Raw genomic sequence first — 26,383 nt, 5'->3', positions numbered from 1 at the left:
CTACAGCATCAGCGATCTGGCCGAGCTGTTCTCCGTCTCCAGGCCAACCGTGTACCGCACCCTCACACGCACCGAGCACGCCAAATAGCAATCAAAATTCAAAGCCATTTAGCGATCAAGCTCACAACAGGCGGCAGACAGCGCCGTGATGAAAAAGGTGGGTCATGGACGTTAAAGAGCGCCTTGTTGCACTGTTTGCAGAAGCGTTGCTGGCGGAATCTGATGATATCGGGACGGATGTGGAGATCGCATCTCTTGGGGTAGATTCTATTCTGGCCGCGCAGCTGGGCAGGCTCATCAGCCATGGCTTCAATATTGCCGTCACGCCGACAGATCTTTACGAGTGCGTTACCATCGACGGTCTGGCTGTGCATGTCGGCAGGTGTCTTGCAGACAAATGGCGGCAGAGCTGGTTCGGGTCGGATGTACCACGTGGTACCGTAGCGGTGTTGGGTGATGAGGGCCTCGATGATGACCGCATCGTTGTGGTGGGAATGGCGGCCCGGTTTGCCGGCTGTGACGGACTGGATGCCTATTGGGATGCGATCATGGACGGAGCTTCCCGCTTGAAGGTGGCAGAGCGTCGGGGGTGGCACGATGACGGAGGAGTGTACGTGGGGGGATTCCTGACCGGCCATGATTCTTTTGACGCCGGTTTTTTCAGAATCTCCCCTAATGAGGCCCGCTATATGGACCCACAGCAGCGTCTGCTGATGCAGTCGGTACAGCATGCCATTGATGACAGTTATCTGGGTGCGGATGAGCTTCGGGAGCTACAGTGCGGGGTCTTTGCGGCCAGTCTTCCCGGTGACTATAAGTTCGTTGTAGCAAGACAGCCCGGGCAGGCGTTCAGCACGCACAGCTTCCTTGGTAATGCGGCCTCGACCCTGTCCGGCAGGATTTCATATTTTTATGATTTCAACGGACCGTCCTTGACATTGGATACGGCGTGTTCTTCTTCATTGAGCGCCCTGCATGAGGCCTGCCTCAATATCCAGGCGGGGCAGTGTGGTGCGGCCGTGGTGGCCGCTGCTTCTGTTTTCAGTACGCCGGAACTGTTCCGGTTTGCGCAACGTTCCGGTATGTCATCCCCGACGGGGCGTTGTGCGGCCTTCAGCAATGATGCAGATGGCTTTACGCCGGCGGAGGGATGTGCAGCGATCATTCTGATGCGCCTTGGAGAAGCCAGGGTGCGCGGGCTGCGTGTATATGGGGCAATTGCTGCGACCGGCCTGAATCATGACGGTAAAAGCAATGGATTGATGGCGCCGAATGCCCGGTCGCAAAGTGCGCTGATTCGTGGTCTTTATCAACGCCACGGTGTGAATCTTGACGGTCTGGCATATGTAGAGACCCATGGCACCGGTACACATCTGGGCGACCCGATTGAGATGCGGGGGCTGACCGGGGCGTTCAGGGACTGCGGGAAGGACTATACCTGCCTGTTGGGAACGGTAAAGCCTGTTATTGGCCATACCCTGGTTTGTTCTGGACTTGCCAGCCTTATAAAGGTGTTGCTGAGCTTCCGTCACGAGGTGATCCCGCCGTTTCCACTCCTCGGCAAGCCCAATGAGCTGATTGACTTTGCCGGTTTCCGCATGAACCCAGACCCCCTGCCGTGGCCAAAAGACAAGACACTGTGCGCTGTCAGTGCCTTTGGTTTTACCGGCTCAAATGGTCATGTCCTGTTACAGAAGATACCAGCGACAATGCTGGAGGTACCTGCCCGGCCTGCAGGCGAGGCGTTGCCGTTCTGTTTCTCGGCGCAAAGCCGTAACAGCTTGATTGCCAGTGTCATGCAGCTTCGGGACGACATTGCGGCGCTGGGCAAGGATGTCCTTTACGATGTTAGTCAGCTGTTGCTGCGTCGGCCCTGTTACGGATTGCATTGCGTTGTTGTTGCCGCAGATATGTCCGGTCTCCGGTTGGCACTGGATCAGCTGGTGCAGGAGCTGAGAGCAGGAGATGCCCTGCGAGACGTGCCTCTGGCCATGTGCGGGCTCTCCCTGTCAGAGGCCATGGTGTCACTGGTAACGCTTTGGTGTGCAGGCAAACAGGAGCAGGTGCGCTCACAGTTACTGCCGATTGCGTCACTGGATCCGGATGTGAGGATACCGGTGTATCCTTTTTACGGCAGGCGCTATTGGCTTGACGAGGATGCGCAGGATGAGGTGGCTGATCCTGTAATGCGTTCATTGGAGCCTTCATCCGATGCGCTGGTGGAAACGTTGCGTGTGGCGGTCGCTGAGCTGCTTGGGTTTTCACGTGATGAACTGCCTGTTGACGTGTTGATTGAAGACCTTGGGCTGGACTCGCTGTCCGCCCTGAAGCTGCTGTCTCCCTATCGGGAACGCTGTCCCGGGTTGCAGGCTCATGACTTGTTCAAGTACCGAACGCTGGCTGATCTTGGTGCTGCGATTGTTGCATATGGAGTTGATGACGGCGCTGGCGGTGGCACAAGTCCTGAGGTGGCCCCGGGGAGGGGTTCATCTCCGGTTGTTTCCGGCCCAATGGCACAGTGGTTGAGTTACGGAGAGGGGAGACCCATTGTCCTGACGCCACCGCTGAACACCGGTGCGGAGGCTTGGACTCAGCAGATTGCAATGCTGGCACAATCTGGCCGACGGGTTTTGATTCCCATCTATCCCGGTCACAAGGAGTGCCCGTTTGATGCCTCGACGTTTTCATTGGAAGAATTGGCGGAAGATATAGCGATTTTCATGGGACAGCAGGCAAGGAACGATGCCATTGATCTGGTGGGCTGGTCTCTTGGGGGGTGTTTGTCCTGCCTGATTGCGATCAATCATCCTGACTTGGTGCGTTCATTGACACTTGTTAGTACTGCGCCCAGTTTTAATGAGGATGTATTTGATAATACTTTGGATCTTCATGATGAGTTGAATGCGCATAAGGATATTCTGGAGGTGGTCTTTGACGGAGCAGAGGATCTTATTGCCAAGATTGGTGCCGGTGCATCAATGAATGTATTGCGTTATTACTATAATGCGCTTGTGCGTTTTGATATCAATGCAGGTCTTGGCAAGATTTCCATGCCGGTACTGCTGGCGCATGGTCAGGATGATTGTGTGATTGATGATGCCGCATTCAGCAGGCTATCTTGCATTCCCGGTGCTTCCAGGCTGGTTGTGAAGGGCCATGGACATTTTATCCCCCTGACGGCGAGCCGTTTTTTTAATACGCACTTGCTTCGTTTCCTGAATAGAGAGTTCGTAGGTTGATGCCTTGTGGTGCCTGAGCTGTTTCAAGGTATGGTGGGAGGTCTTGTGATCAGGGTAGATGCAAGGGGTTTGACCTATCAATTTAATGATGGTGATACGCTTTTTTCCGATCTGACGTTTACTTTGGATGATGGGGTTACCGGGCTGATTGGCCGAAACGGGTCGGGCAAGTCTGTTCTGGCTTCAATACTGGCTGGGGAAGTTGCTCCCAGTTCTGGTTCGGTCACATCCTCTTGCCGTATTGGCTGGATGAAGCAGTTTGGTGCGGAGGGTAATCTGTTCCAATACGAAACAATCAGTGATTTTCTTGAGGTTCGTGGCAAACTGGAAGCTTTGGCGCGTGTCGCTGCCGGTGGATGTGATCCCCATGATTTTGACTTGATCGGGGATCAGTGGTTGTTAAGGGAAGAGCTGGAAGATCAGCTGCGGTCATTGAGTTTGCCTGCTGATCCTTTTTTACCTTGCCGGGTTCTGAGTGGCGGTCAGCTCACCCGGCTCGCCTTGCATCGGTTTTTACACTCCCGCTGCGACTATCTGATCCTGGATGAACCAGGAAACCATCTGGATGAAGAGGGGAAGATCTGGCTTGTCGAGCAGCTACAAAAATTTTGTGGCGGTGTTTTGGTGATCAGCCATGATCGCGATATCTTGCGTTGTGTGGACGGGATTCTGGAACTGAACGGTCTTGGTTTACATCGGTATGGTGGAAACTATGACGTTTTTGTGGAAGAGCGTGCCAATGAACTGGCCGGTCAGGAGCGACGTATCAAGGATGCCGTGAAGAACATGAAGCAGGTACGCCAGACTATACAGAAGAATCGGGAGAAGGCCCGACAAAGAGCTGTTCAGGGCAAACAGGTTGCTCGTTCTGGCAGTCAGTCAAAGATGATTTTGAATAACAAGAAGCAGGATGCAGAACGTGCCGGCGGTTCCAGGGAAAACAGACAGAACCAGCATCTGGAAACGATGAAGGTTGAGTTCGATCAGTTGAGACAGCAACATGAAATGTTGAAGCCGCAAACGTTGTCCTTGGGCAAGCCAGAAAAGCGTGCAACACGTATACTTGACGTTACGGATGTCAGCCTTCCTTATAATGACAGCCATGGTAGCATTACATTTTCGCTTGATTTCGGGGAAAAAATCCGTTTGTCCGGTGCCAATGGTAGCGGCAAGTCCACACTGCTGAAAATTATTTCCGGGCACGCAGCTGCTGCCGGGGGGTCCATTCAGGTTCGGGCACGGCTGTGCTATCTGGATCAACATTTCAGGCTGCTGGATAATGCGGGATCTGCGCTGCAAAATCTGTCTGTTTTCTGTCCTCACCTGATGGAAACAGACAGGCGGACGCTCTTGGCAGGCATAGGGTTGAAGCGTGAGCGGGCGGACCAAGCGGTTTCTACCCTCAGTGGTGGGGAAAAGATGAAGGTGGCCATGCTGGCGATCAGTCACCAGTCAGGCGATACCCTGTTGCTTCTTGATGAGCCCGACAACCACCTGGATATGGACTCACGCCTTATGCTGGCCAAGTCCCTGCGCGATTATGCCGGGAGCCTGTTGATTGTCAGTCACGACAATGACTTTATAGCGGACATAGGCGTGACGGGCGAGATACGTCTGACCGCCTGACAGCAGGATTCAGGGATCTTCCATCCGGGCCTGTGTCATAAGGGCTGGAACATGGGCAGTAAGCCCTTCAGGTTTATGCCAGAGTAAGTATAAACCTGAAGGGCGTATATTGTTTATCCTTTCCGCGTGCCGGACATCGTTACAACTTTATTGGCACGAAGACCACCTGTGCCAGCCAGCACGGCATCCAGTGCGATGGCATCGGTCACTTCCTTGCTGCCGGAACTGTCGATGCGTGTCCAGCGCACCTCACCCACATTCCATGCCAGCTGTTTGTGCAGAACTTCAACGGTGGCATCAGATGGAGTCCGCTTGCGGTTTTCAATGCGGGTCGCGGCGATTTCGGGGTCTGCTTCCAGCCACAGGCCGATAAATGGAACCCCAAGCTCGTGGGCAAGGGCCTCAATCCGTTCCCGTTCTTCCTGCTTGGCAAAAACGGCGTCGGCAAGAACGGGCAGGCCATCGGCGATAACGCGGCGGCAGTCATCGTACAGGGTGTCGTAGGTCTTGCGGGACATTTCCCCGGTATAGGCAGACGGCGGCAGGTGTTCATAGGGGTCGTGGTCAAGGATGCGCTTGCGGATCACGTCGGTCCGCAACACGATCCCGCCAAAGGCGCCGCCCAGGTGCGGGGCAAGGTGACGGGCGCAACGGGATTTGCCGGAGCCGGACAATCCACCGACGGCGATGATCATCGGCGTGGGGCGTTGCAGGGCCGCCAAGGCTTCCCGGTGATGGATGCGGGCCTGTTCCTGCATGGCAACAGGGCTGCTTTGATGAGGGGCCATGGAAGCCGATATAAAGCTGCGGATCTGGGCCCGGATGGCGATGAACAGGGGAAGAGCGGCCAGACCATCCAGGTCATTGCGCCATTCCAGATAGGCGTTCAGCAGGATGGAGGCTTCCGGTTTGTACCCGCAGTGCAGCAGGTCCATCATCAGGAAGGCAAGGTCGTACAGGACATCGATGGTCGAGAACAGCTCGTTGAATTCGATGCAGTCAAACAGCATCGGCTTGTTCTCGGACAGGCAGATGTTCCCCAGGTGCAGGTCGCCATGGCAACGACGAACCTGACCGGAATGGCTGCGCGCATCAAGCAGGGGGGACAGCTGGCGAACCTCTGTCATCAGCTGCCCGAACAGGTCGCTGACGGAATCCGGGTCCAGAACGGGTGTCCCGGTTCCGCTCTCACAGTGAGGCGTGGTCGCCTTGTGGTTCCGGTCCAGGATCGACATAACCCCCTTGGAGCCGAATCGGCCCGGGAAAATTTCGGCATTGCTGTGGAACCGGGAAATGGCTTCGGCCATGTCCAGCAGCATGTTGTAGGACAGCCCCCCCTCACGCCGGGCAACGGCAGACAACAGCATGTCCTGGGGGAAGCGCCGCATTTCAATGACCCATTCCACGGGTTCCCCGATCCCCCCCAGCATCAGATCTCCGTTGCCGTTGCGGGTGACCGGAATGACATCCAGGTACAGGTCCGGCGCGGTGCGGCGGTTCAGGGATACTTCGGCCTGGCAGGCATCATGACGCATGGCGCAGGTCGCAAAGTCCAGGAAAGGCAGGGTTACGGCCTTTTTGACCTTCCAGGCCCGGTCGCCGGACAGGAACACCGTTGATATGTGGGTGTCTATTCTTTCAACCGCCTGTCCATTGTGTGTGGCGGGGTCGGCGAGAAATGCAAGAACGACATCCTGCGGTGACGGTATGGTCATCGTGAAGCAATCCGGGGCTGGTCCAGGAAAAGTGTTGCGGACACTACCCGAAACGAACGTGAACGTGAACAAGAAAGCGCATTGTTTTTATAATTATGGTGAAGAATGGGGGAGAACCTTGACGTAAACGGCTGTTTTCCTGATATTTGGGCTTCTGTGTGCCTGGATCCGGGCCCCTCTGGCGGTTGAGGCGTCACCGTGATGTCGGATCCCCGTTTCAGTCTGCGCGAACGCGGCGCGCCTGTGTATCCGGAGCGTGTCCATGGATTTGACCGTTTTGGCCTGGGGTGGCTTTGCCGTCTTTGTGCTTGGGCTTCTGGCGCTTGATCTCGGGGTGTTGAACCGCCGGGACGAGGTTGTGTCCCTGCGCCAGTCCCTTTTGATGTGTTTGTTTTATTTTGTGCTGGCGATGAGCTTCGGGGCGGGGGTCTGGTATCTCCGTGGGCCTGTGTCCGGGATGGAGTTCCTGACCGGGTATCTGATCGAGCTGAGCCTTTCCATCGACAATATCTTTGTGATTGCGCTGGTGTTTACGGCTTTTGCCGTTCCGCCCCGTTACCAGCACCGGGTTTTGTTCTGGGGGATTATTGGTGCGCTGGTGATGCGCGCGGGCATGATTCTGGCCGGAACAGCGCTGGTCCGGGAATTCCACTGGATTCTGTACCTGTTTGGCGCGTTCCTGGTGTTCACCGGTATCAAGATGGTGGTAGCCGCAGACGCCGAGCCAGCGCCGGAGAAAATATGGCTGGTGCGTCTGGCCCGGCGTTTCTTCCGCGTGACCCGGGATTTTCATGACCATAACTTCTTTGTCACCATCGATGGCGTCCGCCATGCGACGCCCTTGTTCCTGGCTTTGCTGGCGGTCGAGGCTGTGGATGTGGTCTTTGCCGTAGACAGTATTCCGGCGATTTTTGCCATTACCACAGATCCCTTTATTGTCTTTACCTCCAACGTCTTTGCCATTCTGGGGTTGCGGTCCCTGTATTTTGCCCTGGCCGGGTTGTTGCCACGGTTCCGGTATCTGAAATATGGCCTGGCGCTGTTGCTGGTCGTGGTCGGTGTGAAGATGCTGATGGTCGATTTCTACAAGATGCCAACTTGGGTCGCCTTGTCCCTGATTGTCGGCATTATCGGGGGATCGGTCCTGCTTTCTATCTGGAAAACCCGCAATGAAGGTCCCCAGGCTGCGCCGGAGCCACTGGACAGTCGTGATCCATGATGTGAAGGGTTGCAGGACAAAAGGCGGGGACAGGTTCCCCGCCTTTTTGATTCCGGTGCGTGTATGTGCGGGGCGGTCTATTCCTGGAATTTGGACTGGCGGATTTTTTCGGCCTCCCCCGAAGCTTCCAGGGCATCAAGGGCAGCCTGAAGCTTGGAGATGAGGGCATCATCCAGTGTACGGTTGCAGGCCAGTGCCAGAGTGTTTTCGCGGATCTCCAGAACCTGTTCGATCTCCAGGCCGCCATCCTTGGCCAGCTTCATGCCGGAAATCTGGGTTGTCGCCCAGGCATCAATCTTGCCGGATTCCAGCTTCTTGACATTGAAGTGGTCTGCTGTTGCTTCTTCAACCGAGAAGCCCCTGCCTTTCAGGTGTACGGCAATAGCATCGCCGATATAGCCGCCAATGATCTTGTCTTTCAGATCATCAAGGGTCTTGGCTTGTAACGGGCTGCCCTTTTTCCTGTAGACCACCCACCGGTTTGTTTCGATCGGGCTGACCCACTTGAACAGGGGCTTGCGGTCTTTTGTGATCTGGGTCGGGAAGACGCAATTTTCGGGTTTGACAAGGGCCGTGTTGTACGACCGGTTCCACGGGCCATTGACAATCTGGTAGCTGATGCCCGCCTGTTTCATGATCAGGCGCACAATCTCGACAGCTGTACCAGAGGACTTGTGTTCTTTGGTATAGCTGAACGGATACCATTCTTCAGTGTTGAGGGTCAGGATCGGTGTTGCCGACGTAGCCTGCTCTGGCAGCATCGTGAACGCAAGCACGGCAAGCACAGGGCGTATGCGCATAAGGTGCTCCTTACCTCTCTCTCGCCTATGCCTGAAGGCAGGATCCCTGCTGTGCACCGGGGAAAACAGTGTTCCCACGGTGTACAGCAGGGGTAAGGATCAGAACTTGGACTGACGGATTTTTTCAGCTTCCCCGGATGAGTTGAGAGCATCCAGCGCGGCCTGAAGCTTGGCGATCGTGGCATCGTCGATTTCCTTGTTACAGGCAAGGCCCATAACATTCTCGCGGATGTCGATTACCTTCTCGATTTCCACGCCGGCGTCCTTGGCCAGCTTGATCCCCGAAATATCGGTTGTGGCCCACGCGTCGATACGCCCGGCCTGCAGCTTTTTCGGGTTGGCATCATCGCCGGGGGCTTCGTCAACAGTGAAGCCTTGGCTCTTCATGTAGTTGGCCACGGCGTCCCCGACATAGCCACCGATCTTCTTGCCTTTCAGATCGTCCATGGATGCAGCCGTCAGGGCGTTGCCCTTGGCCTTGTAGACCACCCACTTCACGGTTTCCACGGGCGTGACCCACTTGAACAGGGGCTTGCGCTCGTCGGTGACGGTGGTCGAATAAACGCAGTTGTCTTTCTGCGTCAGGGCTGTGTTATAGGCCCGGTTCCATGGCCCGAGGGCAATGGTGTAGGGGACCTGGGCAGCCTGTGCGGCTCGTTCCACAATCTGGGTGGACGTGCCGGCAACCTTGCCATCCTTGGCATAGTTGTAGGGGAACCATTCTTCAGTATTGAAGGTCAAGGTCTGGGCTGCAGCCACACCCGGTGCCACGAGCAGGGCAAGAGCAGGCAAAAAGCGTTTGAACATCAGGACACTCCCCGTTTTTGATGGGCTTAATCACAGAAATTCCACTCGCCACGCGCCGGATGATTAAACTACTAATTTTTATCCAAGGTCAATATGTTATCTGTAATATGCATTCATATGTATTTAGTTTTTGTATCTTTATTCTACTTTTTATCGCTCCTTATTTTTTCAAGTTCACCATTTTTATTCATCTCATCCAGTGAATCCTGAAGTTTTTTTATAGTAACATCATCAATTGACTTGTTGCAGGCCAATCCCATGGCGCGTTCGCTGACAACAAGAAGGGGTTCAACGTCCACGCCGGCTTCCCTTGACAGCTTGGGGCCAAGAAAGTCTGATGTGGCCCAGGCATCGATCCGCTTGGTGCGCAGGCGCATGGGGTTCAGGCTGTCTGTTGTGGTTTCATCGACCCGGAAGCCACGTAGCTTCAGATAGGATGCCGAGGCATCGCCGCTGTACCCGCCAATGGTGTGATCCTTGAGGTCATCAAGGGTGTTGGCGGTCAGCGGGCTGTCCTTCAGCTTGTAGATGACCATCCGCATGGTGTCTATGGGCAGGACCCATTTGAAAAGATCTTTCCGCTCTTCGCTGAAGATCGCTGAAAAGACACAATTGTTGTTCTGGCTCAGGGCATTGCTGAAAGACTGCTGCCAAGGACCGGTGACCAGGCGGTATGAAACACCGGCTTTTTCTGCCATCAAGGCGACAATGCGCGTTGATGTTCCGGTGATCTTGCCATTTTCCAGATAATTGTACGGGTAATAGTCTTCTGTATTGAAGATCAGGGGCTCTGATCTGGCAGCATGGGAGGCCAACACCAGAACAAGGATGACAGGAACGCGAAAGTTGGTCATGAGTCTTGATCCTTGTGCTGTCGCCCGGGATCAGAGCCTGGATTTGCGGATGGCATCGGCTTCGCCGGATGCATTGAGCTCGTTCAGGACTTTTTGCATGGCCATGACGGCGCTGTCATCGACCATTTTGTTGCATGCCAGCCCCAATTCGTTGTCGCGGATCGGAAGTACCAGTTCGATCTCGACTTCGCTGTCCTGAGCCAGTTTCAGCCCCGAGGCATCGTAGGTAGCCCACACATCAATGCGTCCGGCTTCCAGTTTGCGGGGGTTGATGTGATCGCTGGCGGCTTCCTCCACCTTGAAGTCATTGTTTTTCAGATAGGTGGCAATGGCATCACCCAGATAGCCGCCAAACACGCGGTTGCGCAGGTCTTCCAGGGATTTGGCCTCTATCAGGCTTCCCTTTTTCTTGTAGACAACCCAGCGGGCATTCTCGATGGGAGCAACCCATTTGAACAGGGGCCGGCGTTCCTCGGTGATATTGGTGGAATACACACAATGATTTGGAAGCGTCAGCGCATTGTTATAGGAGCGGTTCCACGGGCCGAGCGTAATCGTATAGGGAATACCGGCCTTGCTGGCGATACGTTTGACCAGCTCGGTTGCTGTGCCGACCACACTGTCGCCCTTGGCGTAATTATAGGGAAACCACTCTTCGGTGTTGAAGATCAGTGTTTGCCCCTGGGCCATGGCCGTACCGGGTTTTACCGCCGGTCCGATGACAAGGGTGGCCAGAAGGGCAATGGCAGAAAATGACTTCATGGTGGTATCCCCTGTGAACCGGTTAGATCATTTCAGAATTTGGACTGGCGTATTTTGTCAGCCTCGCCGGAGGCGTTGATGGCATCCAGTGCAGCCTGTAGCTTGGCAATAACGGCATCATCGGTGGCCAGGTTGCAGGCCAGTCCCAGATCATTCTCGCTGAAGACCAGGGCTGGTTCTATCTCCACTCCGGCCTCACGGGCCTGACGAACCGATGTATCGGCTGTTGCCCACAAATCGATGCGCCCGCTTTTCAATTTGCTGGCATTGACGTAATCAGCCGGCGCTTCTTCTACGGTCAGACCACGCGCTTCCAGATACTCGACCTCGACCGATCCCTTGTAGCTGCCGATCTTCATATTTTTCACGTCGGACAAGGATGTGGCTGTGAGGCTGTTTCCGCGCAGCTTGAACAAGACCAGGCGGGTTCTTTCAATGGGGGCGACCCATTTGAACAGGGGTTTGCGTTCGTCGGTGATGACGGTGGAGAACACGCAGTTTCCCGGGTGATTCAGGGCGGTGTTATAGGACCGGTTCCATGGCCCCAGAACGGTTTCATAATCGATGTCTGCGTTCCTGGCGATCAGGCGGACAATGTCGGTGGATGTACCGGCAACCCGCCCGTTTTCCATATAGTTGTAGGGTGCCCATTCTTCTGTATTGAACACAAGCGGCTGTGCACCGGCTGGTGCACACGCAAGCACCAGACTGAGGAAAAGGACAGGGTCACGGCATTCCGGCATTGTAACAGTTCCCCTTGTTACAGGTCCAAAATCACGGGACAGGCGTTTGGTATCGGGACCGGCGTATCTCTTCAGCCTCTCCGGATGCGTTGAGCTGGTCAAGAGCCTCCTGCAACCGCTCGATGATATGGTCATCAATCTGTTTGTTACACGCCAGCCCGATGACATTTTCCGCAAAGACCAGCGCTTCCTCGACCTCGATCCCGGCTTCACGGGCCACCTGTTCATCCCCTTCGCCGCCGGCCCACAGGTCGATGCGCCCTGTCTTCAGTTTGTTCATGTTGACGTAATCGCTGTTGGCTTCCTCGACCTCGATGTTGGCATCGCGCAGGTAAGCGATCCAGATGTCATTGCTGTACGATCCAACCTTCTTGCCGCGCAGGTCTTCCAGGGACAGCGCCTTGAAGGGATCTCCCTTGCGCTTGTAGATCACGGACTTGCTGATTTCGATCGGCATGACCCATTTGAAAAGAGGCTCCCTGGCTTCGGTAAACTTTGTTGAGAAGACGCAGTGTCCATCTTGGGTCAGGGCATTGTTGTAACTCTTTTTCCAGGGGCCGACGATGATGTCATACGCAATGTCGGCATCCTTGGCGATCCGTCGCACAATATCAGCCGATGTCCCGACGACCTTCCCGTTCTGGAAATAGTTGAACGGAGGGGATTCCTCGGTATTGAACACAAGCCGCCCGGCCCCGGCCGGGACCGGGGCAAGAGCCAAGGCACAGGCCACAAGGGCGCTGGCATGGCCGCTGAGAGGTCCGGAACCGGGCATACTGCCTACTCTTGCATCTGGAATTTGTTTTGCCGGATCTTGTCGGCCTCGCCGGATGCAATCAGGTCGTCCAGTGCTTTCTGCATTTTGGCGATCACGGCATCATCAACCGATTTGTTGCAGGCCAAGCCCAGTGTATGTTCGTGGGCAACCATGACTCCCTCGATCTCGACGCCAGCCTCCTTGGCCAGCTTCGGGCCGGATGTGTCGGTTGTAACCCACACATCGATGCGGCCGGTTACCAATTTTTTCGGATTGACGTTGTCTGCCGGGGCTTCATCGATGACGAATCCCTTGCTCTTCATGAATTCACTTGCGGCGTCATCGGTATAGCCGCCGATTTTCTTGCCCTTCAGGTCATCCAGGGATGATGCGGTCAGGGGTTTGCCCTTGAGTTTGTAAATAACCACCCGGGTTGTGTCCAAGGGGTACACCCATTTGAACAGGGGCTTTCTTTCATCGGTGACAGCGGCGGTATAAACACACTTGCCGGGAAGGTTCAGGGCCTCGGTGTAGGACTTGTTCCATGGGCCGAGCACAATTTCGTACTCAACGTCGGCATTCTTGCCGATCAGCTTGATCAATTCGGTTGATGCCCCGACAACCTTTCCGTTTTTGGTGTAGTTATAGGGAAACCATTCTTCGGTATTGAAGGTCAGGGGTGCTGCTGTTGCGGTCAGGGGCAGAAAAACTGCAAGCACAACCTGAAGAAAGCGTTTCGTCATGGGGTGCACTCCGCATCCGTATGGGAAAGACAGGGGGCAGGGTGTCTGTACAGGGATGACGCAACAAAAGACCGGAGCGCTGGAACAGGGCACCGCACGGGTCTGTCCTGTCAGCTTCAGGGCAGGACGATGAATCATCAAGACATTTCTGTCCGGTGTCCTGAAGGGTATTCTGCCCGGTCATGACGTTCGGGGTCGATGTGGTGGCGTGTTTTGAACGGGACTGTCGGAAAAAAGGCTGTATTTTTGTGCCGGGACAGGCAATCTGGCGGCCTGTTTCTGTTTGCTTGGGTTTGATGATTGTGTCCAGATTGTCCGAAACGGTTCCTGTTGCATCCCCACCTGTCCGCAGGGGGCTGATTCGCCGCCTGTATGACTGGACCCTGCGTGTGGCGGAGGGGCCCCGGGCCATCCCGGTTCTGGGGTTGGTTTCCTTTGCCGAGGCGTCGTTCTTTCCGGTCCCCCCGGATCCCATCCTGATGGCGGTGGCCCTGTCCAGGCCAGACCGGGCCATACGGGCGGCCCTGTGGTGTACCCTTATGTCTGTTCTGGGCGGGCTGTGTGGCTATGCCATCGGTGCCGGTCTGTACGAGCTGGTCGGGCGCCCGATTATCGAGGCCTATCGCCTGCAGGATGCCTTTGCCGTGTTTCGTGACGGCTTTGCCGAATGGGGCGCCTGGATTATTGTGGCAAAGGGCTTGACGCCCATTCCCTTCAAGCTGGTCACGATTGCCGGCGGTGTGGCGCAGATGAACCTGCCGGCTTTTGTTCTGGCCTGCGCCCTGACCCGTGGTGCCCGTTTCCTGTTTGTAGCCTGGCTGTTCCGCATGTACGGCGCCCGGGCCAGAACAGTGATCGACACCCACTTTTACCCGCTGTTCTGGGGCGGGATGTTTGTTCTGGCCCTGGGGGTCGGGGCTGTTTTCCTGTTCTAGGGCAGGCGGTTCAGAGCGGTGTTTCCACTTGTTCCCGGTACATGATGGTTGCCCCGTGGTGCGGGCAGTCGGCGGCCACCAGGTCCAGAACGGGTACGGCATGAACCTCTGGCGGGGGAAGGGTTTGCGGGTCCTCCCCCGGGAACGCCTGTTCCCGCATCCGGGTGCGGGTGCCACCCGGGTCATACAGGTTGACCCGCAGCGGGGTTTGCCTGACCTCTTCCGCCCAGGTTCTGACCAGAACCTCCAGCGCGGCCTTTGATGCGGCATAGGGACCCCAGTAGGCCCGTGGTGCCCGCGCGACCGAGCTGGTTACAAACACCGCCCGCCCGGCATCGGACAGACGCAGCAGCGGATCCATGTAGCGGATCAGTTCCCAGTTGACGCGCAGGTTGGTGTTCATCACATCATCAAACGTCTTGGGCTTGATGTGTCCGACCGGTCCCAGCTGCCCCAGAAGCCCGGCATTGCCGACCAGAATGTCCAGCCGTCCGAACCTTTGGTACAGGGCGGCGGCCATCTGGTCGATCCTGTCGGTCTTGCGCAGATCCTCGGGTACCAGAACCAGGCGGGTTCCGCATGCGCCATGAACCGCGTCATCCAGTTCTTCCAGCGCGCCCTGTGTGCGGGCAACGGCCACAACCGTGGCGCCTTCGGTGGCCAGGTGGTGGGCAAGGGCACGTCCGATTCCGCGTGATGCCCCGGTTACCAGGGCAATGCGCCCTTCCAGTCGTTTGCTCACGGCTGTTCAGATCCTTGTGCAGTCAGATGCTACGACGGTGTTCGTTCAGACGGGATACCACCCGCAGGGTATCCGGCGTGGCCAGATCGGTCAGTTTCGAGACATAATCGCCGGTAAAGCAGGCATCGCAGAAACCGGGGTTTTGTTCGTTCCGTCCGGGCTGGCCGGCGGCGCGGTACAGGCCATCGACCGAAATAAAGGCCAAGCTGTCTACCCCCAGGATGCGGGCCATGCCCGGAACATCAAAGCGTGCGGCCAGCAGTTTCTCCCGTTCCGGGGTATCGATCCCGAAATAGCACGGGTGTGCGGTTGGAGGGGACGAGATCCGCAGGTGTACCTCGGCGGCGCCGGCCTGGCGCACCATGTCCACAATCTTGGTGGAGGTGGTGCCGCGCACGATGCTGTCATCAACCAGGACCACGCGCTTGCCTTCCAGATACAGACGGTTGGCGTTGTGTTTGCGCCGTACGCCGATATCGCGGGTTTTCTGGGTCGGCTGGATAAAGGTCCGTCCGACATAATGGTTGCGGATGATCCCCAGTTCGAAGGGGATGCCGCTTTCCTGGGCATATCCCAGTGCGGCCGGAATGCCGGAATCGGGAACCGGCACCACAACATCGGCCGCAACCGGGGCTTCCCGCGCCAGCTCCATGCCGATTTTCTTGCGCATGTCATAGACACTCAGCCCTTCGCAGACCGAATCCGGACGGGCAAAGTAGATATATTCAAAAATACAGAACCGCCGCCCGACCGTTGGGAAAGGCCGCATGGATCGCAGGCCGGCACGGTTGATCACCACCATTTCCCCGGGTTCGATATCCCGCACGTATTCGGCGCTGATGATATCCAGCGCGCAGGTTTCCGATGCAAACAGGGTGGCATCGCCATGGCTGCCCAGCACCAGGGGGCGGAAACCGTGTGGATCACGCACCCCGATCAGGGTATCGGCGGTCATGACCACAAGGGAGAAGGCCCCTTCCACCTGGGACAGGGCATCGATCAGGCGGTCTTCCACCGAAGCCTTGCGCGACCGGGCCATCAGCTGGATGATCACCTCGGTATCGCTGGTGGACTGGAAGATGCAGCCCTGCTGGACCAGCTGGTGGCGCAGGGTCAGGGCATTGGTCAGGTTGCCGTTGTGGGCAAGGGCAATGCCGCCGCAGGCCAGGTCGGCGTACAGGGGCTGGACATTGCGCAGGGCCGTATCGCCCGACGTGGAGTAACGCACGTGACCAATGGCCATGCTTCCCGGCAGGCCCGGTACCCCTGCTTCGGGCCGGAAGACCCGGTGGACGTGCCCCAGTCCCTTGTGGGTGTGGAAGTTCTCTCCGTCGCAGGATACAACCCCCGCCGCTTCCTGGCCCCGGTGTTGCAGGGCGTGCAGGCCGAGAGCCGTGTGCGCGGCGGCGTCGGGGTCGGAAAAGATACCGAAAACGCCGCACTCTTCCTGTGGTTTGTCATCATCGTGACGGTTCAGGCTGAACGGGAACGCGGGAAAGTTGACCATCATGGCCTCTCGTCGGGGGGCTGCCGGGATGCCTCGTCCTGGAACAACTGGTCCAGGCTGTTGCTGGCTGCGCTGTCATACCCCGGCTGCAGCGCGGGGGCAAGCGCCGGGTCGGGGGATCCGGATGTTGCGCCCGGGCTTGGGCGGGACAGTTTGTCGTACAGGGCCTTGGCCTCTATGGCCCGGTGTACGTCTTCCTGCGTCTGGCGTGTCAGGCCACGGGCCTTGGCTTCTTCTGTCTTCAGATGGTCGGGGATCAGGGATCGCAGGGCCTCGGTACCGGCTTCGACCAGTGGCAGGGTCCGGGCGCCGGAGATCCATTGTGGCCGCCCTTCTGCCGTCGGATAAACCCATGACAGGACCATAAAGGCAAAGGCCATGACGACAACCCCCCGGGCCAGGCCGAACAGGAAGCCAAGCGAGCGGTCAAGGGAGTTCAGGCGGCTGCCCTGAACCTGGCCGGACAGGGCCTTGGTCAGAAGCGACAGGGTGACCAGGGCCACCAGAAACAGGCCGACCGCAGCGGCCCCGTCGGCAGCCCAAGGCAGGGGAATGGCATCGCGGGCAAAGGGACGCGCCAGCGGAAAGCCGTACATGGCGGCAAATCCGGCCCCGACCCAGGCGGCAATGGCCAGCACCTCGTGCACAAAGCCCCGGAAAAAGGCCAAGGCGGCGGAAACCAGCACCACGGCCAGGACAACAAGATCCAGAAAGGTCAAGGGCACAGAGTCCATCATGGTAATCCCCGGGCAGTGCCGGACAGATATCCGGCTGTTTTGTAGTCTCAGGCTTCCGCGTCACAGTCCTGCTTGCGCAGGGCCTTTGCAGGGAACAGGGCAACCAAGTCCTGCAAGTGCCCTATTTCCCGTACGGCCATGCCATCCACAGGGCCGGTTCCCCCGCGTGCGCCGGGTTTCTGGCGCCGGCGCGGGGACAGTGCCTCGGCAAAGCCAAGTTTGGCGGCTTCCTTCAGGCGGGCTTCCCCCTGGGTTACCGCCCGGATTTCCCCGGACAGGCCGACTTCACCGAAAACGGCAAGGTCTGCCGGAACCGGCGTGCCACAGGCTGCCGACACCAGGGCGGCTGCAACGGCCAAGTCGGCGGCGGGTTCACTGACCCGCAACCCCCCGGCAACATTCAGATATACGTCATTTGATCCCAGGGCAAGACCGCAACGTGCCTCCAGTACCGCCATGATCATGGACAGGCGGCTGCTGTCCCACCCGACCACGGCCCGGCGGGGGGATCCCCCCCCGGACGAGGAGACCAGGGCCTGTATTTCCACCAGCACCGGGCGGGTGCCCTCTATGCCGGCAAACACACAGCTGCCCGAGATATTGCCACGCCGTTCAGCCAGGAACAGCGCCGAGGGGTTGAGGACTTCCCCCAAGCCTGTGTCGGTCATCTCGAACACGCCGATTTCGTCGGTGGCACCAAAGCGGTTTTTCACCGCCCGCAGGATCCGGAAATGGTGTCCGCGTTCGCCTTCGAAATACAGGACGGTATCGACCATGTGCTCCATCACCCGTGGTCCGGCCAGGGCACCTTCCTTGGTGACGTGCCCGACCAAGAACAGGGCAAAGCCCCGCCGTTTGGCCAGGCGGATCAATTCGTGCGAGCAGGCACGGACTTGGGCCACGCTGCCCGGGGCTGAATCCAGGGTGTCCATGTACATGGTCTGGATGGAGTCAATCACCACCACCTGCGGGCGATCATTTTCTTCCAGGGTGGCAACAATGTCACCGACATTGGTGGCCGATGCCAGCCCGACGGGGGCCCGTGACAGGCCCAGCCGGGCGGCGCGCAGACGGACCTGATCAATGGCCTCCTCACCGGAGATATAGGCAACCTTCAGCCCGGTTCCAGCCAGTGCCGCCGCAGCCTGCAGCAAAAGGGTTGACTTGCCGATACCGGGATCGCCCCCGACCAGAAGAGCCGACCCGGGGACCAGACCGCCCCCGCAGACCCGGTCCAGTTCGGCAATGCCGGTAGGCATGCGCGGGGGGATCTTGCTTTGTCCTTCCAGACCGACCAGGTCGATCCGGCGCCCCGGCTTTGCACCGGCTATGGCCTTTGGTCCCGTGCCGGGGCGATTTTCCTCCACCAGAGTGTTCCATTCTCCGCACCCGTCACAGCGGCCGGCCCAGCGGGGGAACACGCTGCCGCAGCTTTGGCAGGAAAACTGGCTGGCGGCCCGGGCCACGGGATCAGGCCCTGATCGTCATCTGGATCGGCCCTTCGGCGCGACCGTGCACAAACTGGTCCACAAAGGGATTCCCGGATTCAAACACCTGGGCGGCGGTGCCGGTCCAGATCATCCGCCCTTGGTACAACATGGCAATGCGGTCAGCAATTTTGCGTGCCGAGGTCATGTCGTGGGTGATGGTGACAGCGGTAGCCCCCAGTTCCCGCACGCACTTGATGATCAGGTCATTGATCACATCGGCCATGATCGGGTCCAGCCCGGTTGTGGGTTCATCGAAGAAGATGATTTCCGGTTCCCCGGCAATGGCGCGGGCCAGTCCGACACGCTTTTGCATGCCGCCGGACAGCTCTGACGGATGAAGGTTGGCCACATCCTCCCCCAGGCCGACCTGGGCCAGTTTTTCCAGCGCCCGGTCCCGGGCCTGTACCCGATCCATCTGTCCGCCCTGGATCAGTCCAAAAGCCACATTTTCCCAGACCGGCAGGGAATCAAACAGGGCCGCCCCCTGGAACAGCATGCCGAATTTGCGGGCCATGCGGTCGCGGGCGCGTGAGCCAAGGCGTGTCATTTCCGCCCCGTCAACACGGATGGACCCCCTGTCCGGTTTCATCAGGCCAAGGATGCACTTCAGCAGGACAGACTTCCCCGTTCCCGATCCCCCGATGACAACCACGTTCTCGCCACGCATGACATCCAGCGTGACGCCGTTGAGAACCATCTTGCTTCCAAAAGATTTGCTGACGTCGGTCAGGCTGATCTTGGGCGGGTTGTCTACCGTGGGTGTGGTCATTGGGTGAAGAACAGCTCCGTAATCATGTAATTGAAGATCAGGATCAGGATCGAGGCTGAAACCACGGCGTTGCGGGTGGCCTGTCCCACCCCCTGTGCCCCGCGGTCGGAGTGGTATCCGTTGTAGCAGCCGGTCAGGGAAATGAGGAATCCGAATACGCCGGCCTTGACCAGCCCGGATATGACATCCATGGCCTGCATGTATTCCCAGGTCCGCTGGATATAGATGGCCGGGTTGAAGCCAAGCTTCCACGTCCCGATCATATAACCGCCGAACACCCCGATAATATCACCGACCAGAACCAGCAGCGGCAGCATCAGGGTGGCAGCCAAGACGCGGGGTACAACCAGATAACGGAACGGGTTCGTGGACAGGGTGGACAGGGCGTCAATCTGTTCGGTGACGCGCATCGTCCCCAGTTCTGCCGCCATCGAGGCCCCGACGCGACCGGCCACCATCAGCCCGGCCAGAACCGGCCCCAGCTCCCGTGTCATGGAAATCACGACAACGGTGGCCACGGCGCTTTCAGCCGAAAAGCGGGCAAACCCGGTATAGCTTTGCAGGGCCAGCACCATGCCGGAAAACAGGGTTGTCAGGCCCACCACGGGCAGGGAGTAGTACCCGATCTCCACCATCTGGCGCACCAGGGACCGTATATAAAACGGCGGAGTCAGGCAATGGAACAGCACAACCCCGGTAAAGACCGACAGCCGTCCGGCCCGCTCGACAAAGCCCAGGAACACGCGCCCGACCAAGGCCATGAAATCAAGGGCAGCATCCACATGGGGGGACGTGTTCATCAGGTCAGCTTCCGGTCCAGGTGCGTGTGTAGCGACCGGACAGTCCGGTCAAGATTTCATAGCCCAGCGTGCCGGCTTCGGCGGCCAGGCTGTCGATGCCGTGGTGTGCGTCCAGCACGGTCACATAATCCCCGGGGTGGACAGAACCGGCGGGGAGGGCCGAAATATCAAACGTGATCAGGTCCATTGAAACCCGCCCCAGGATCGGAACCCTTGCCCCGTGTATCGTCCCGCTCCCCTGGTCTCCCAAGGTGCGCAGCAGCCCGTCGGCATAGCCGGCAGCCACGATCGCCAGGCGCATACCCGGGGTTACCGGGCGGGTTGCACCATAGCCAACCGTTCCTGCAGTGTCAATTTCCCGGACCTGGAGAACCCGAAGGTCGAGGCGTACCACCGGGTGCATCGGGTTGGATTGTCCGGGGACCGGGTTGCCCCCGTACAGGGCAATGCCCGGGCGCCCGAGGTCGAACAGGAAATCATCCCCGCGAAACATGCCGGCCGAATTGGACAAGGACGCCACCGCACCCGGAAACCGTGCCCGTGCGGTGGCAAAACGGTCCTGTTGCAGGGCATTGAGGGGGTGCCCCGGCTCGTCGGCACAGGCCAGGTGTGACATGACAACGGCCGGGGTGCAGGAGTCAGGCAGGGCCATGAAAGCAGACAAGGGCATGCCAAGCCGGTTCATGCCGGTATCCACATGCAATGTAAATGGCTTGCCGGGGGCATGCGTTTGCCAGTCCGCCAGCTGTTCAGGCGTGTTCAGAACCGGTGTCAGGTGGTGAGCCGTCAGTTCGATTCCGTCGTCCAGGGGGCCGGTCAGGACATGAATGGCCACATCCGGATCGGGCAAGACCCGGCGCAGGGCGATCCCTTCACCGGGCATGGCGACAAAGAACACCCGGCATCCCCTGCGGGCAAGGGCAGGGGCAATCTGTGTTGCACCCAGGCCGTAACAGTCTGCCTTGACCACGGCCCCGCAGTCACGCCCGTTGCCCATGCGCCGGCGCATGGTGTCCCAGTTCCGGACCACGGCAGCGACATCGATGGTCAGCAGGCCACCGGTGCGGATCCGCTCCTGTTCAATGACGGTCATGGGGCAGGTGGTCCGGGGCAATGTAATTACCGAATTTCGTATAGTTGCCGTCGAAGTACAGGTTCACGGTGCCGATGGGGCCGTGACGCTGCTTGGCAACAATGACTTCGGCCACGTTGTGGGCTTTTTCGCATCGCTCCATCCATACCCGGTGGCGTTCCTGGAAACGGTCTTCGTTTTCATCACCCTTCCGGGCCGGTTCGGCACGGGACAGGTAATATTCCTCGCGGTAGACGAACATCACTACGTCGGCATCTTGCTCGATAGAGCCTGATTCACGCAGGTCCGACAGCTGTGGCCGTTTGTCGTCCCGCTGTTCCACCGCACGGGAAAGCTGGGACAGGGCAATGACCGGCACGTTCAGTTCCTTGGCCAAGGCCTTCAGGCCACGGGTGATGGCCGAAACCTCGTTCACACGGTTTTCACTGCGGACCCCGGGTGTTCCGGACAGAAGCTGCAGATAGTCAATCACCACCAGGCCCAGGCCATGCTGGCGGGCCAGCCGCCGACAGCGCGTGCGCACGGCCGAGACCGACAGCGCCGGTGTGTCATCAATGTAAAGGGGCAGGGTGTGCAGTTCCTGGCTGATCTGCACCATACGCTTGAAATCTTCCTTCGACAGTTCCCCGGTGCGGATCTTGTGGGAACTGATCTCCGCTTCCTGTGCCAGAAGCCGGGTGGCCAGCTGTTCGGCGGACATTTCCAGCGAAAAGAAGGCAACCTTGGCCCCGTCAACAACCTCGCGGTTGCCGGAGGCATCCACGCGCTCCTTGTACAGGCGGGCGGCGTTGAATGCGATGTTGGTGGCCAGGGCGGTTTTCCCCATCGACGGACGCCCGGCCAGGATCAGAAGGTCGGACGGGTGCAGCCCGCCCAGCTTCTTGTCCAGGTCGGCCAAGGCCGTGGGAACACCGGACAGCTGCCCCTCACGGCGGTGGGCGGCCTCTGCCATGCTGACCGCCGTGTTGAGCGCCAGCCGGAATTCCTGGAATCCTCCCTCCTGATGGCCGGTGGTGGCCAAGTCATAGAGTTTCTGTTCCGCGCCTTCGATCTGATTCATGGCGGTGCGTTCGAAATCCACCACAAACGCATCGTTGACCATGGTCTGGCCCAGATCGATCAATTCCCGACGCAATGCCAGATCATGGATCAGGCGCCCGTAATCCGCCGCATTGACAATGGTGACCACGGCATTGGCCAGCTGCGCCAGGTACTGTGGACCACCGGCGTCCTGCAGAAGGGGGTCCTGCTCCAGATATGCCTTCAGGGTCAGCGGGTTGGCAATGTGCCCCTGTTCGATCAGGCGTCCGCATGTTGCGTAGATGCGCGCATGCAGGACGTTGCTGAAATGGTCGGGTGTCAGGAATTCGCTGACCCGTTCATAGGCGCGGTTGGACTGGAAGATCGCGCCAAGCAGGGCCTGCTCGGCTTCGATATTGTGCGGTGGCACGCGAAGGACGGAATCCCGGTCCGGGGCGTCCGGTGCAGAGGTCGAGGCGGAATAACTGTTCATGGGGCAGAGAATACACCGGCTTTTCATCCGCGCCAAAGCTCTTCTTTGGCGAAAACAGAACCTGTCTGGCGGGATGTGCGCACAGGTTCCGTTCCGGTTCCGGATATGTGTCTGTCAGTCGTGATGGGGTAACGTTGTTGCATGAAAAAAACCGCCCCGGACCGGGGCGGTTTTCATGGCAACAGGTGCTTGGGCCGGGTGGCTCAGGCCTCTGTTTCTTCGCCTTCTTCCAGGACGCTGTCCTCGAAGATCTCTTCAGCCGGGACAACCTGCTCTTCGCTGGCGACCTTCTGCTGTTCTTCCGCCTCGGCAGCGGAACGGGCAATCACAACCGCCACATCCACCGATACTTCCGGATGCAGGCTGACAGGCACCGTATAGCTTCCCAAGCTCTTCAGCGGCGTGTTCAGGACAACCTGGCGACGCTCGACCTTGTAGCCGGCTTCGCGCAGGGCTTCCTGGATATCACGCGCGGCAACGGAACCATAAAGGTGCCCGCCTTCAGATGCCTGACGGATCAGGACGACGCGGACGCCGTCCATCTTTGCGGCAACGGCTGCGGCTTCATCGCGACGCTTCAGGTTGACAGCCTCGATCTCTGCGCGCTGGCGCTCGAAGTAGGCCATGTTGTCCTTGTTGGCACGCAGGGCCTTGCGCTGCGGCAGCAGGAAGTTGCGGGCATATCCGGACTTGACCCGGACAACATCGCCCATCTGGCCAAGTTTTTCGATGCGTTCAAGCAGAATCAGTTCCATGGACCGTACTCCCTTACTTCACGACGTAAGGCAGCAGGGCCATGAAGCGGGCGCGCTTGATGGCGCGGGCCAGCTCGCGCTGCTTCTTGGCCGAAACCGCAGTGATGCGGGACGGAACAATCTTGCCGCGCTCGGAAATGTAGCGCTGCAGGAGCTTGATGTCCTTGTAGTCAATCACCGGCGCACCATTGCCCGAGAAGGGGCAGGTCTTGCGGCGGCGGAAAAACGGACGACGGGGCGCAGCCATCAGTTGACTCCCTCGGCACGGTCGTTGCGGTCATTGCGGAAGCCGCCTTCACGGGGGCCGCGGTCTTCACGCGGGCCACGGTCGTTGCGGAAGCCGCCTTCACGGGGGCCACGCGGACCACGGGGGCCACGCTGCTCGCGCTCTCCCTTCTGCTGCAGGATGGCCGAAGGACCTTCCTCCAAGGCATCAACGCGCAGGGTCATGTAGCGCAGCACGTCTTCATTGAGACGCATGACGCGTTCCATTTCCAGGACAGCATCGGCCGGTGCATCGATGTGCAGCAGGACGTAGTGACCCTTGCGGTTCTTGTTGACCCGGTAAGCCAGGCTGCGCAGGCCCCAGAATTCTTTTTTGGCAATTTTGCCACCGCGTTCGGTGACAATGCCGGAAAGCTCATCGGCCAAGGTTTCCACCTGCTGGGTGGAGATATCCTGGCGGGCGATAAGCACGCTTTCGTACAAAGGCATTATATAAACCCCTTCTGGATTCTCTTCCCGCACCCCGTGTCTTGGGGGCTGCGAGCATAGCCGGACCATCCGGCAAGGAGTAACGAAGGGCGGCACTATACGCCATTTTGCCCGGCAGGCAAGCAAAACCGGGCTGTTCGGACAGCTGTTTCCGGGTATTCGGGGGACGGGTGAACACTTTCTGTTTGTTTTCCACCGCTTGGTGAATGCTGCATAACGGTATGACTTGACATCGGCGGCCAGGGTCATCACCTTCGCCGCGTTCTTTAAATTCATGTCCGGAACAAAGGTCAGTACTACGGATGTTACGTGCATTTGTTTTTCCCGGCCAGGGGTCACAGGCCGTTGGTATGGGGTGTGCGCTGGGGGATGCGTTTCCGGTTGCCCGGGCGGTTTATCAGGAGGTTGATGACGCCCTGGGCCAGAATCTGTCTGCCCTGATGGCCGATGGGCCGGGCGACGCGCTGACCCTGACCGAAAATGCCCAGCCAGCTCTGATGGCCGTCTCAATGGCGGTTGTCCGGATTCTGGAAAGCCGGGGCCTTGATCTGGCAACGGCCGCTTCATTCGTTGCCGGGCATTCCCTGGGCGAATACGCGGCCCTGTGTGCAGCGGGCGCCCTGAGCATAACGGATACAGCCCGGCTACTGCGGATTCGGGGACGGGCCATGCAACAGGCGGTTCCGGTCGGGGAAGGTGCCATGGCCGCCCTGCTGGGTCTTGATCTTGAGGAAGCCCGCGCCATTGCTGCCGAGGCTGCCCGTGACGGGGGGGTGTGCCAGGCTGCCAACGACAATGCGCCAGGGCAGGTCGTGATATCGGGAAGCCGTGCGGCAGTTGAACGGGCCATTGCGATTGCTGTGGGCCGTGGCGCCAGGCGGCCGGTCATGTTGCCGGTGTCGGCGCCTTTCCACTGCGCCCTGATGCAGCCTGCGGCTGATGCCATGGCCGAGGCTCTGGCGTCTGTTGCCATCGCACCGCCTGTGGTGCCGGTTGTGGCCAATGTGACCGCGGCTGCTGTGCAGGACCCGGATACAATCCGGCGTCTTCTGGTCGAGCAGGTCACCGGTTCAGTGCGCTGGCGCGAGAGTGTTTTGTATATGAAAGAGCAGGGCGTGACGGACCTGGTTGAGTGCGGTGCCGGCAAGGTCCTGACGGGGCTGGCCCGGCGTATTGACCGCGACATGTCTGCGCAGGCCCTGAACACACCGGAGGATATCGATGCTTTCTTCACCACATCTTTCGCCTGATGCGTCTGTCGGGTTTTGCGCCGGGGAATCGGACAAGGAAAAGGGCCGTGCCATGTTTGATCTGAGCGGTGCCTGTGCGTTGATTACCGGGGCCTCGGGTGGTATTGGCGGGGCTGTGGCCCGTGCCCTGCACGCCCGGGGGGCTGTTGTCGCCCTGTCCGGAACGCGCCGTGACGCGCTGGAACAGGTGGCGGCCGAGCTGGGAGAGCGGGCGTTCGTAACGTCGGCAAACCTGTCGGATCCGGATTCGGTGGCCGCCTTGGTACCTGCTGCCGAAGCGGTCATGGGCAAGGTGGATATCCTGGTCAACAACGCCGGACTGACCCGTGACAACCTGGCCCTGCGTCTCAAGGACGAAGACTGGGATTCGGTGCTGCGTGTCAACCTGACCAGCTCGTTCCAGCTGGCCCGTTCCTGCCTGAAGGGGATGATGAAGCGCCGTTTTGGCCGTATTGTTTCTGTGACCTCGATTGTCGGCGTGACCGGGAACCCGGGGCAGTGCAACTATGCGGCTTCGAAAGCCGGCCTGATCGGGATGTCGAAAAGCTTGGCGGCCGAGGTTGCCTCACGCGGGATTACTGTCAACTGCGTAGCCCCGGGCTTCATCGCCACCGCTATGACGGAAGGCCTGCCCGAAGCCCATAAGGAAAAGCTGAACGCGGGTATTCCTGCTGGTCATATGGGGTCGGCAGATGATATTGCAGCGGCTGTCGTCTACCTTGCCTCGCGCGAGGCGGGGTACGTGACGGGCCAGACCCTGCATGTCAACGGTGGTATGGCCATGATCTGACAGGGATTTCCGTCAGGGCATTG

26 protein-coding genes are annotated in these 26,383 nt (G+C 58.8%); 7 read left to right on the top strand and 19 right to left on the bottom strand.

Annotated elements, in window-relative coordinates; all coding sequences use genetic code 11:
* Positions 1-7: 7 nt before the first annotated feature.
* The 3 genes from HEQ61_RS03510 to HEQ61_RS03500 all read left to right on the top strand — a co-directional run bounded on the left by HEQ61_RS03510 (position 8) and on the right by HEQ61_RS03500 (position 4,865).
* Positions 8-88 (top strand): hypothetical protein, encoded by an 81-nt coding sequence (locus HEQ61_RS03510; protein WP_415877248.1) that lies wholly within the window; start codon positions 8-10, stop codon positions 86-88.
* Between the two features lie 76 nt (positions 89-164).
* The gene (locus HEQ61_RS03505; protein WP_168019795.1) at positions 165-3,239 is read left to right on the top strand and encodes an alpha/beta fold hydrolase; all 3,075 of its coding nucleotides are present in this window, start codon (positions 165-167) and stop codon (positions 3,237-3,239) included.
* 30 nt (positions 3,240-3,269) lie between these two features.
* Positions 3,270-4,865 carry an ABC-F family ATP-binding cassette domain-containing protein gene (locus HEQ61_RS03500; protein ID WP_168019793.1) on the top strand — a complete coding sequence of 532 codons (1,596 nt, stop codon included), beginning with the start codon at positions 3,270-3,272 and terminating at the stop codon, positions 4,863-4,865.
* Between the two features lie 113 nt (positions 4,866-4,978).
* Here the strand turns inward: HEQ61_RS03500 and HEQ61_RS03495 are convergent, their stop codons facing one another.
* Positions 4,979-6,580 carry an AAA family ATPase gene (locus HEQ61_RS03495; RefSeq protein WP_168019791.1) on the bottom strand — a complete coding sequence of 534 codons (1,602 nt, stop codon included), beginning with the start codon at positions 6,578-6,580 and terminating at the stop codon, positions 4,979-4,981.
* A gap of 262 nt (positions 6,581-6,842) precedes the next feature.
* Between HEQ61_RS03495 and HEQ61_RS03490 the strand changes: the two genes are divergently transcribed.
* The gene (locus HEQ61_RS03490) at positions 6,843-7,799 is read left to right on the top strand and encodes a TerC family protein (RefSeq protein ID WP_168019789.1); all 957 of its coding nucleotides are present in this window, start codon (positions 6,843-6,845) and stop codon (positions 7,797-7,799) included.
* A gap of 77 nt (positions 7,800-7,876) precedes the next feature.
* Here the strand turns inward: HEQ61_RS03490 and HEQ61_RS03485 are convergent, their stop codons facing one another.
* From HEQ61_RS03485 to HEQ61_RS03455, 7 genes are all read right to left on the bottom strand, one after another.
* The gene (locus HEQ61_RS03485) at positions 7,877-8,599 is read right to left on the bottom strand and encodes a substrate-binding periplasmic protein (RefSeq protein ID WP_168019787.1); all 723 of its coding nucleotides are present in this window, start codon (positions 8,597-8,599) and stop codon (positions 7,877-7,879) included.
* Between the two features lie 99 nt (positions 8,600-8,698).
* Positions 8,699-9,406, bottom strand: coding sequence for a substrate-binding periplasmic protein (locus HEQ61_RS03480; RefSeq protein WP_168019785.1), 708 nt, complete (start codon positions 9,404-9,406; stop codon positions 8,699-8,701).
* Between the two features lie 143 nt (positions 9,407-9,549).
* Positions 9,550-10,260, bottom strand: a complete 711-nt coding sequence (locus tag HEQ61_RS03475) for a substrate-binding periplasmic protein (protein ID WP_168019783.1) — start codon at positions 10,258-10,260, stop codon at positions 9,550-9,552.
* Between the two features lie 30 nt (positions 10,261-10,290).
* Positions 10,291-11,022 carry a substrate-binding periplasmic protein gene (locus HEQ61_RS03470; RefSeq protein WP_168019781.1) on the bottom strand — a complete coding sequence of 244 codons (732 nt, stop codon included), beginning with the start codon at positions 11,020-11,022 and terminating at the stop codon, positions 10,291-10,293.
* 32 nt (positions 11,023-11,054) lie between these two features.
* Positions 11,055-11,765 (bottom strand): substrate-binding periplasmic protein, encoded by a 711-nt coding sequence (locus HEQ61_RS03465; protein ID WP_168019779.1) that lies wholly within the window; start codon positions 11,763-11,765, stop codon positions 11,055-11,057.
* 31 nt (positions 11,766-11,796) lie between these two features.
* Positions 11,797-12,540 carry a substrate-binding periplasmic protein gene (locus HEQ61_RS03460; protein WP_168019777.1) on the bottom strand — a complete coding sequence of 248 codons (744 nt, stop codon included), beginning with the start codon at positions 12,538-12,540 and terminating at the stop codon, positions 11,797-11,799.
* A gap of 5 nt (positions 12,541-12,545) precedes the next feature.
* Positions 12,546-13,265 carry a substrate-binding periplasmic protein gene (locus tag HEQ61_RS03455; protein WP_168019775.1) on the bottom strand — a complete coding sequence of 240 codons (720 nt, stop codon included), beginning with the start codon at positions 13,263-13,265 and terminating at the stop codon, positions 12,546-12,548.
* A gap of 182 nt (positions 13,266-13,447) precedes the next feature.
* On the opposite strand from HEQ61_RS03455, the gene HEQ61_RS03450 reads away from it, so the two are divergent.
* A complete protein-coding gene (locus tag HEQ61_RS03450; RefSeq protein ID WP_245183101.1) occupies positions 13,448-14,200 on the top strand; it encodes a YqaA family protein in 753 nt (250 codons plus the stop codon).
* Positions 14,201-14,210: 10 nt separating this feature from the next.
* On the opposite strand, the gene HEQ61_RS03445 is transcribed toward HEQ61_RS03450, so the two are convergent.
* The 11 genes from HEQ61_RS03445 to rpsF all read right to left on the bottom strand — a co-directional run bounded on the left by HEQ61_RS03445 (position 14,211) and on the right by rpsF (position 24,320).
* Positions 14,211-14,942, bottom strand: a complete 732-nt coding sequence (locus tag HEQ61_RS03445) for an SDR family NAD(P)-dependent oxidoreductase (protein ID WP_168019773.1) — start codon at positions 14,940-14,942, stop codon at positions 14,211-14,213.
* A gap of 22 nt (positions 14,943-14,964) precedes the next feature.
* The gene (gene purF, locus HEQ61_RS03440; protein WP_168019832.1) at positions 14,965-16,449 is read right to left on the bottom strand and encodes an amidophosphoribosyltransferase; all 1,485 of its coding nucleotides are present in this window, start codon (positions 16,447-16,449) and stop codon (positions 14,965-14,967) included.
* Entirely contained in the window at positions 16,449-17,186 is a 738-nt protein-coding gene (locus HEQ61_RS03435) for a CvpA family protein (protein WP_168019771.1), read from the bottom strand. Before HEQ61_RS03435 ends, purF begins: the two co-directional genes overlap by 1 nt.
* A 47-nt stretch (positions 17,187-17,233) precedes the next feature.
* Positions 17,234-18,652: a DNA repair protein RadA gene (radA, locus tag HEQ61_RS03430; RefSeq protein ID WP_168019769.1), complete on the bottom strand. Its 1,419-nt coding sequence runs from the start codon at positions 18,650-18,652 to the stop codon at positions 17,234-17,236.
* Positions 18,653-18,656: 4 nt separating this feature from the next.
* The gene (locus HEQ61_RS03425; RefSeq protein ID WP_168019768.1) at positions 18,657-19,445 is read right to left on the bottom strand and encodes an ABC transporter ATP-binding protein; all 789 of its coding nucleotides are present in this window, start codon (positions 19,443-19,445) and stop codon (positions 18,657-18,659) included.
* Positions 19,442-20,245, bottom strand: coding sequence for an MlaE family ABC transporter permease (locus HEQ61_RS03420; protein WP_168019766.1), 804 nt, complete (start codon positions 20,243-20,245; stop codon positions 19,442-19,444). The genes HEQ61_RS03425 and HEQ61_RS03420 overlap by 4 nt, the downstream gene beginning before the upstream one ends.
* 4 nt (positions 20,246-20,249) lie before the next feature.
* Entirely contained in the window at positions 20,250-21,338 is a 1,089-nt protein-coding gene (alr, locus tag HEQ61_RS03415) for an alanine racemase (RefSeq protein WP_168019764.1), read from the bottom strand.
* On the bottom strand, positions 21,325-22,851 hold the full coding sequence (locus HEQ61_RS03410; RefSeq protein WP_168019762.1) for a replicative DNA helicase: 1,527 nt from the start codon (positions 22,849-22,851) through the stop codon (positions 21,325-21,327). Before HEQ61_RS03410 ends, alr begins: the two co-directional genes overlap by 14 nt.
* A gap of 203 nt (positions 22,852-23,054) precedes the next feature.
* Complete coding sequence (rplI, locus tag HEQ61_RS03405; protein WP_168019760.1) at positions 23,055-23,606, bottom strand: 50S ribosomal protein L9; 552 nt, start codon at positions 23,604-23,606, stop codon at positions 23,055-23,057.
* Between the two features lie 13 nt (positions 23,607-23,619).
* Positions 23,620-23,856: a 30S ribosomal protein S18 gene (gene rpsR / locus HEQ61_RS03400; protein WP_168019831.1), complete on the bottom strand. Its 237-nt coding sequence runs from the start codon at positions 23,854-23,856 to the stop codon at positions 23,620-23,622.
* Positions 23,853-24,320 (bottom strand): 30S ribosomal protein S6, encoded by a 468-nt coding sequence (gene rpsF, locus HEQ61_RS03395; RefSeq protein WP_168019758.1) that lies wholly within the window; start codon positions 24,318-24,320, stop codon positions 23,853-23,855. The genes rpsR and rpsF overlap by 4 nt, the downstream gene beginning before the upstream one ends.
* Positions 24,321-24,622: 302 nt before the next feature.
* On the opposite strand from rpsF, the gene fabD reads away from it, so the two are divergent.
* Positions 24,623-25,570 (top strand): ACP S-malonyltransferase, encoded by a 948-nt coding sequence (gene fabD, locus HEQ61_RS03390; protein WP_168019756.1) that lies wholly within the window; start codon positions 24,623-24,625, stop codon positions 25,568-25,570.
* 52 nt (positions 25,571-25,622) lie between these two features.
* Complete coding sequence (gene fabG, locus HEQ61_RS03385; protein ID WP_168019830.1) at positions 25,623-26,360, top strand: 3-oxoacyl-[acyl-carrier-protein] reductase; 738 nt, start codon at positions 25,623-25,625, stop codon at positions 26,358-26,360.
* Positions 26,361-26,383: the final 23 nt, after the last annotated feature.

The sequence above is a fragment of the Haematospirillum sp. H4485 genome, from assembly GCF_012102745.1.
Taxonomy (GTDB): domain Bacteria; phylum Pseudomonadota; class Alphaproteobacteria; order Rhodospirillales; family Rhodospirillaceae; genus Haematospirillum.
Note: the sequence above shows the minus strand (reverse complement) of the source record. Positions and strands in the feature narration are given on the sequence as shown.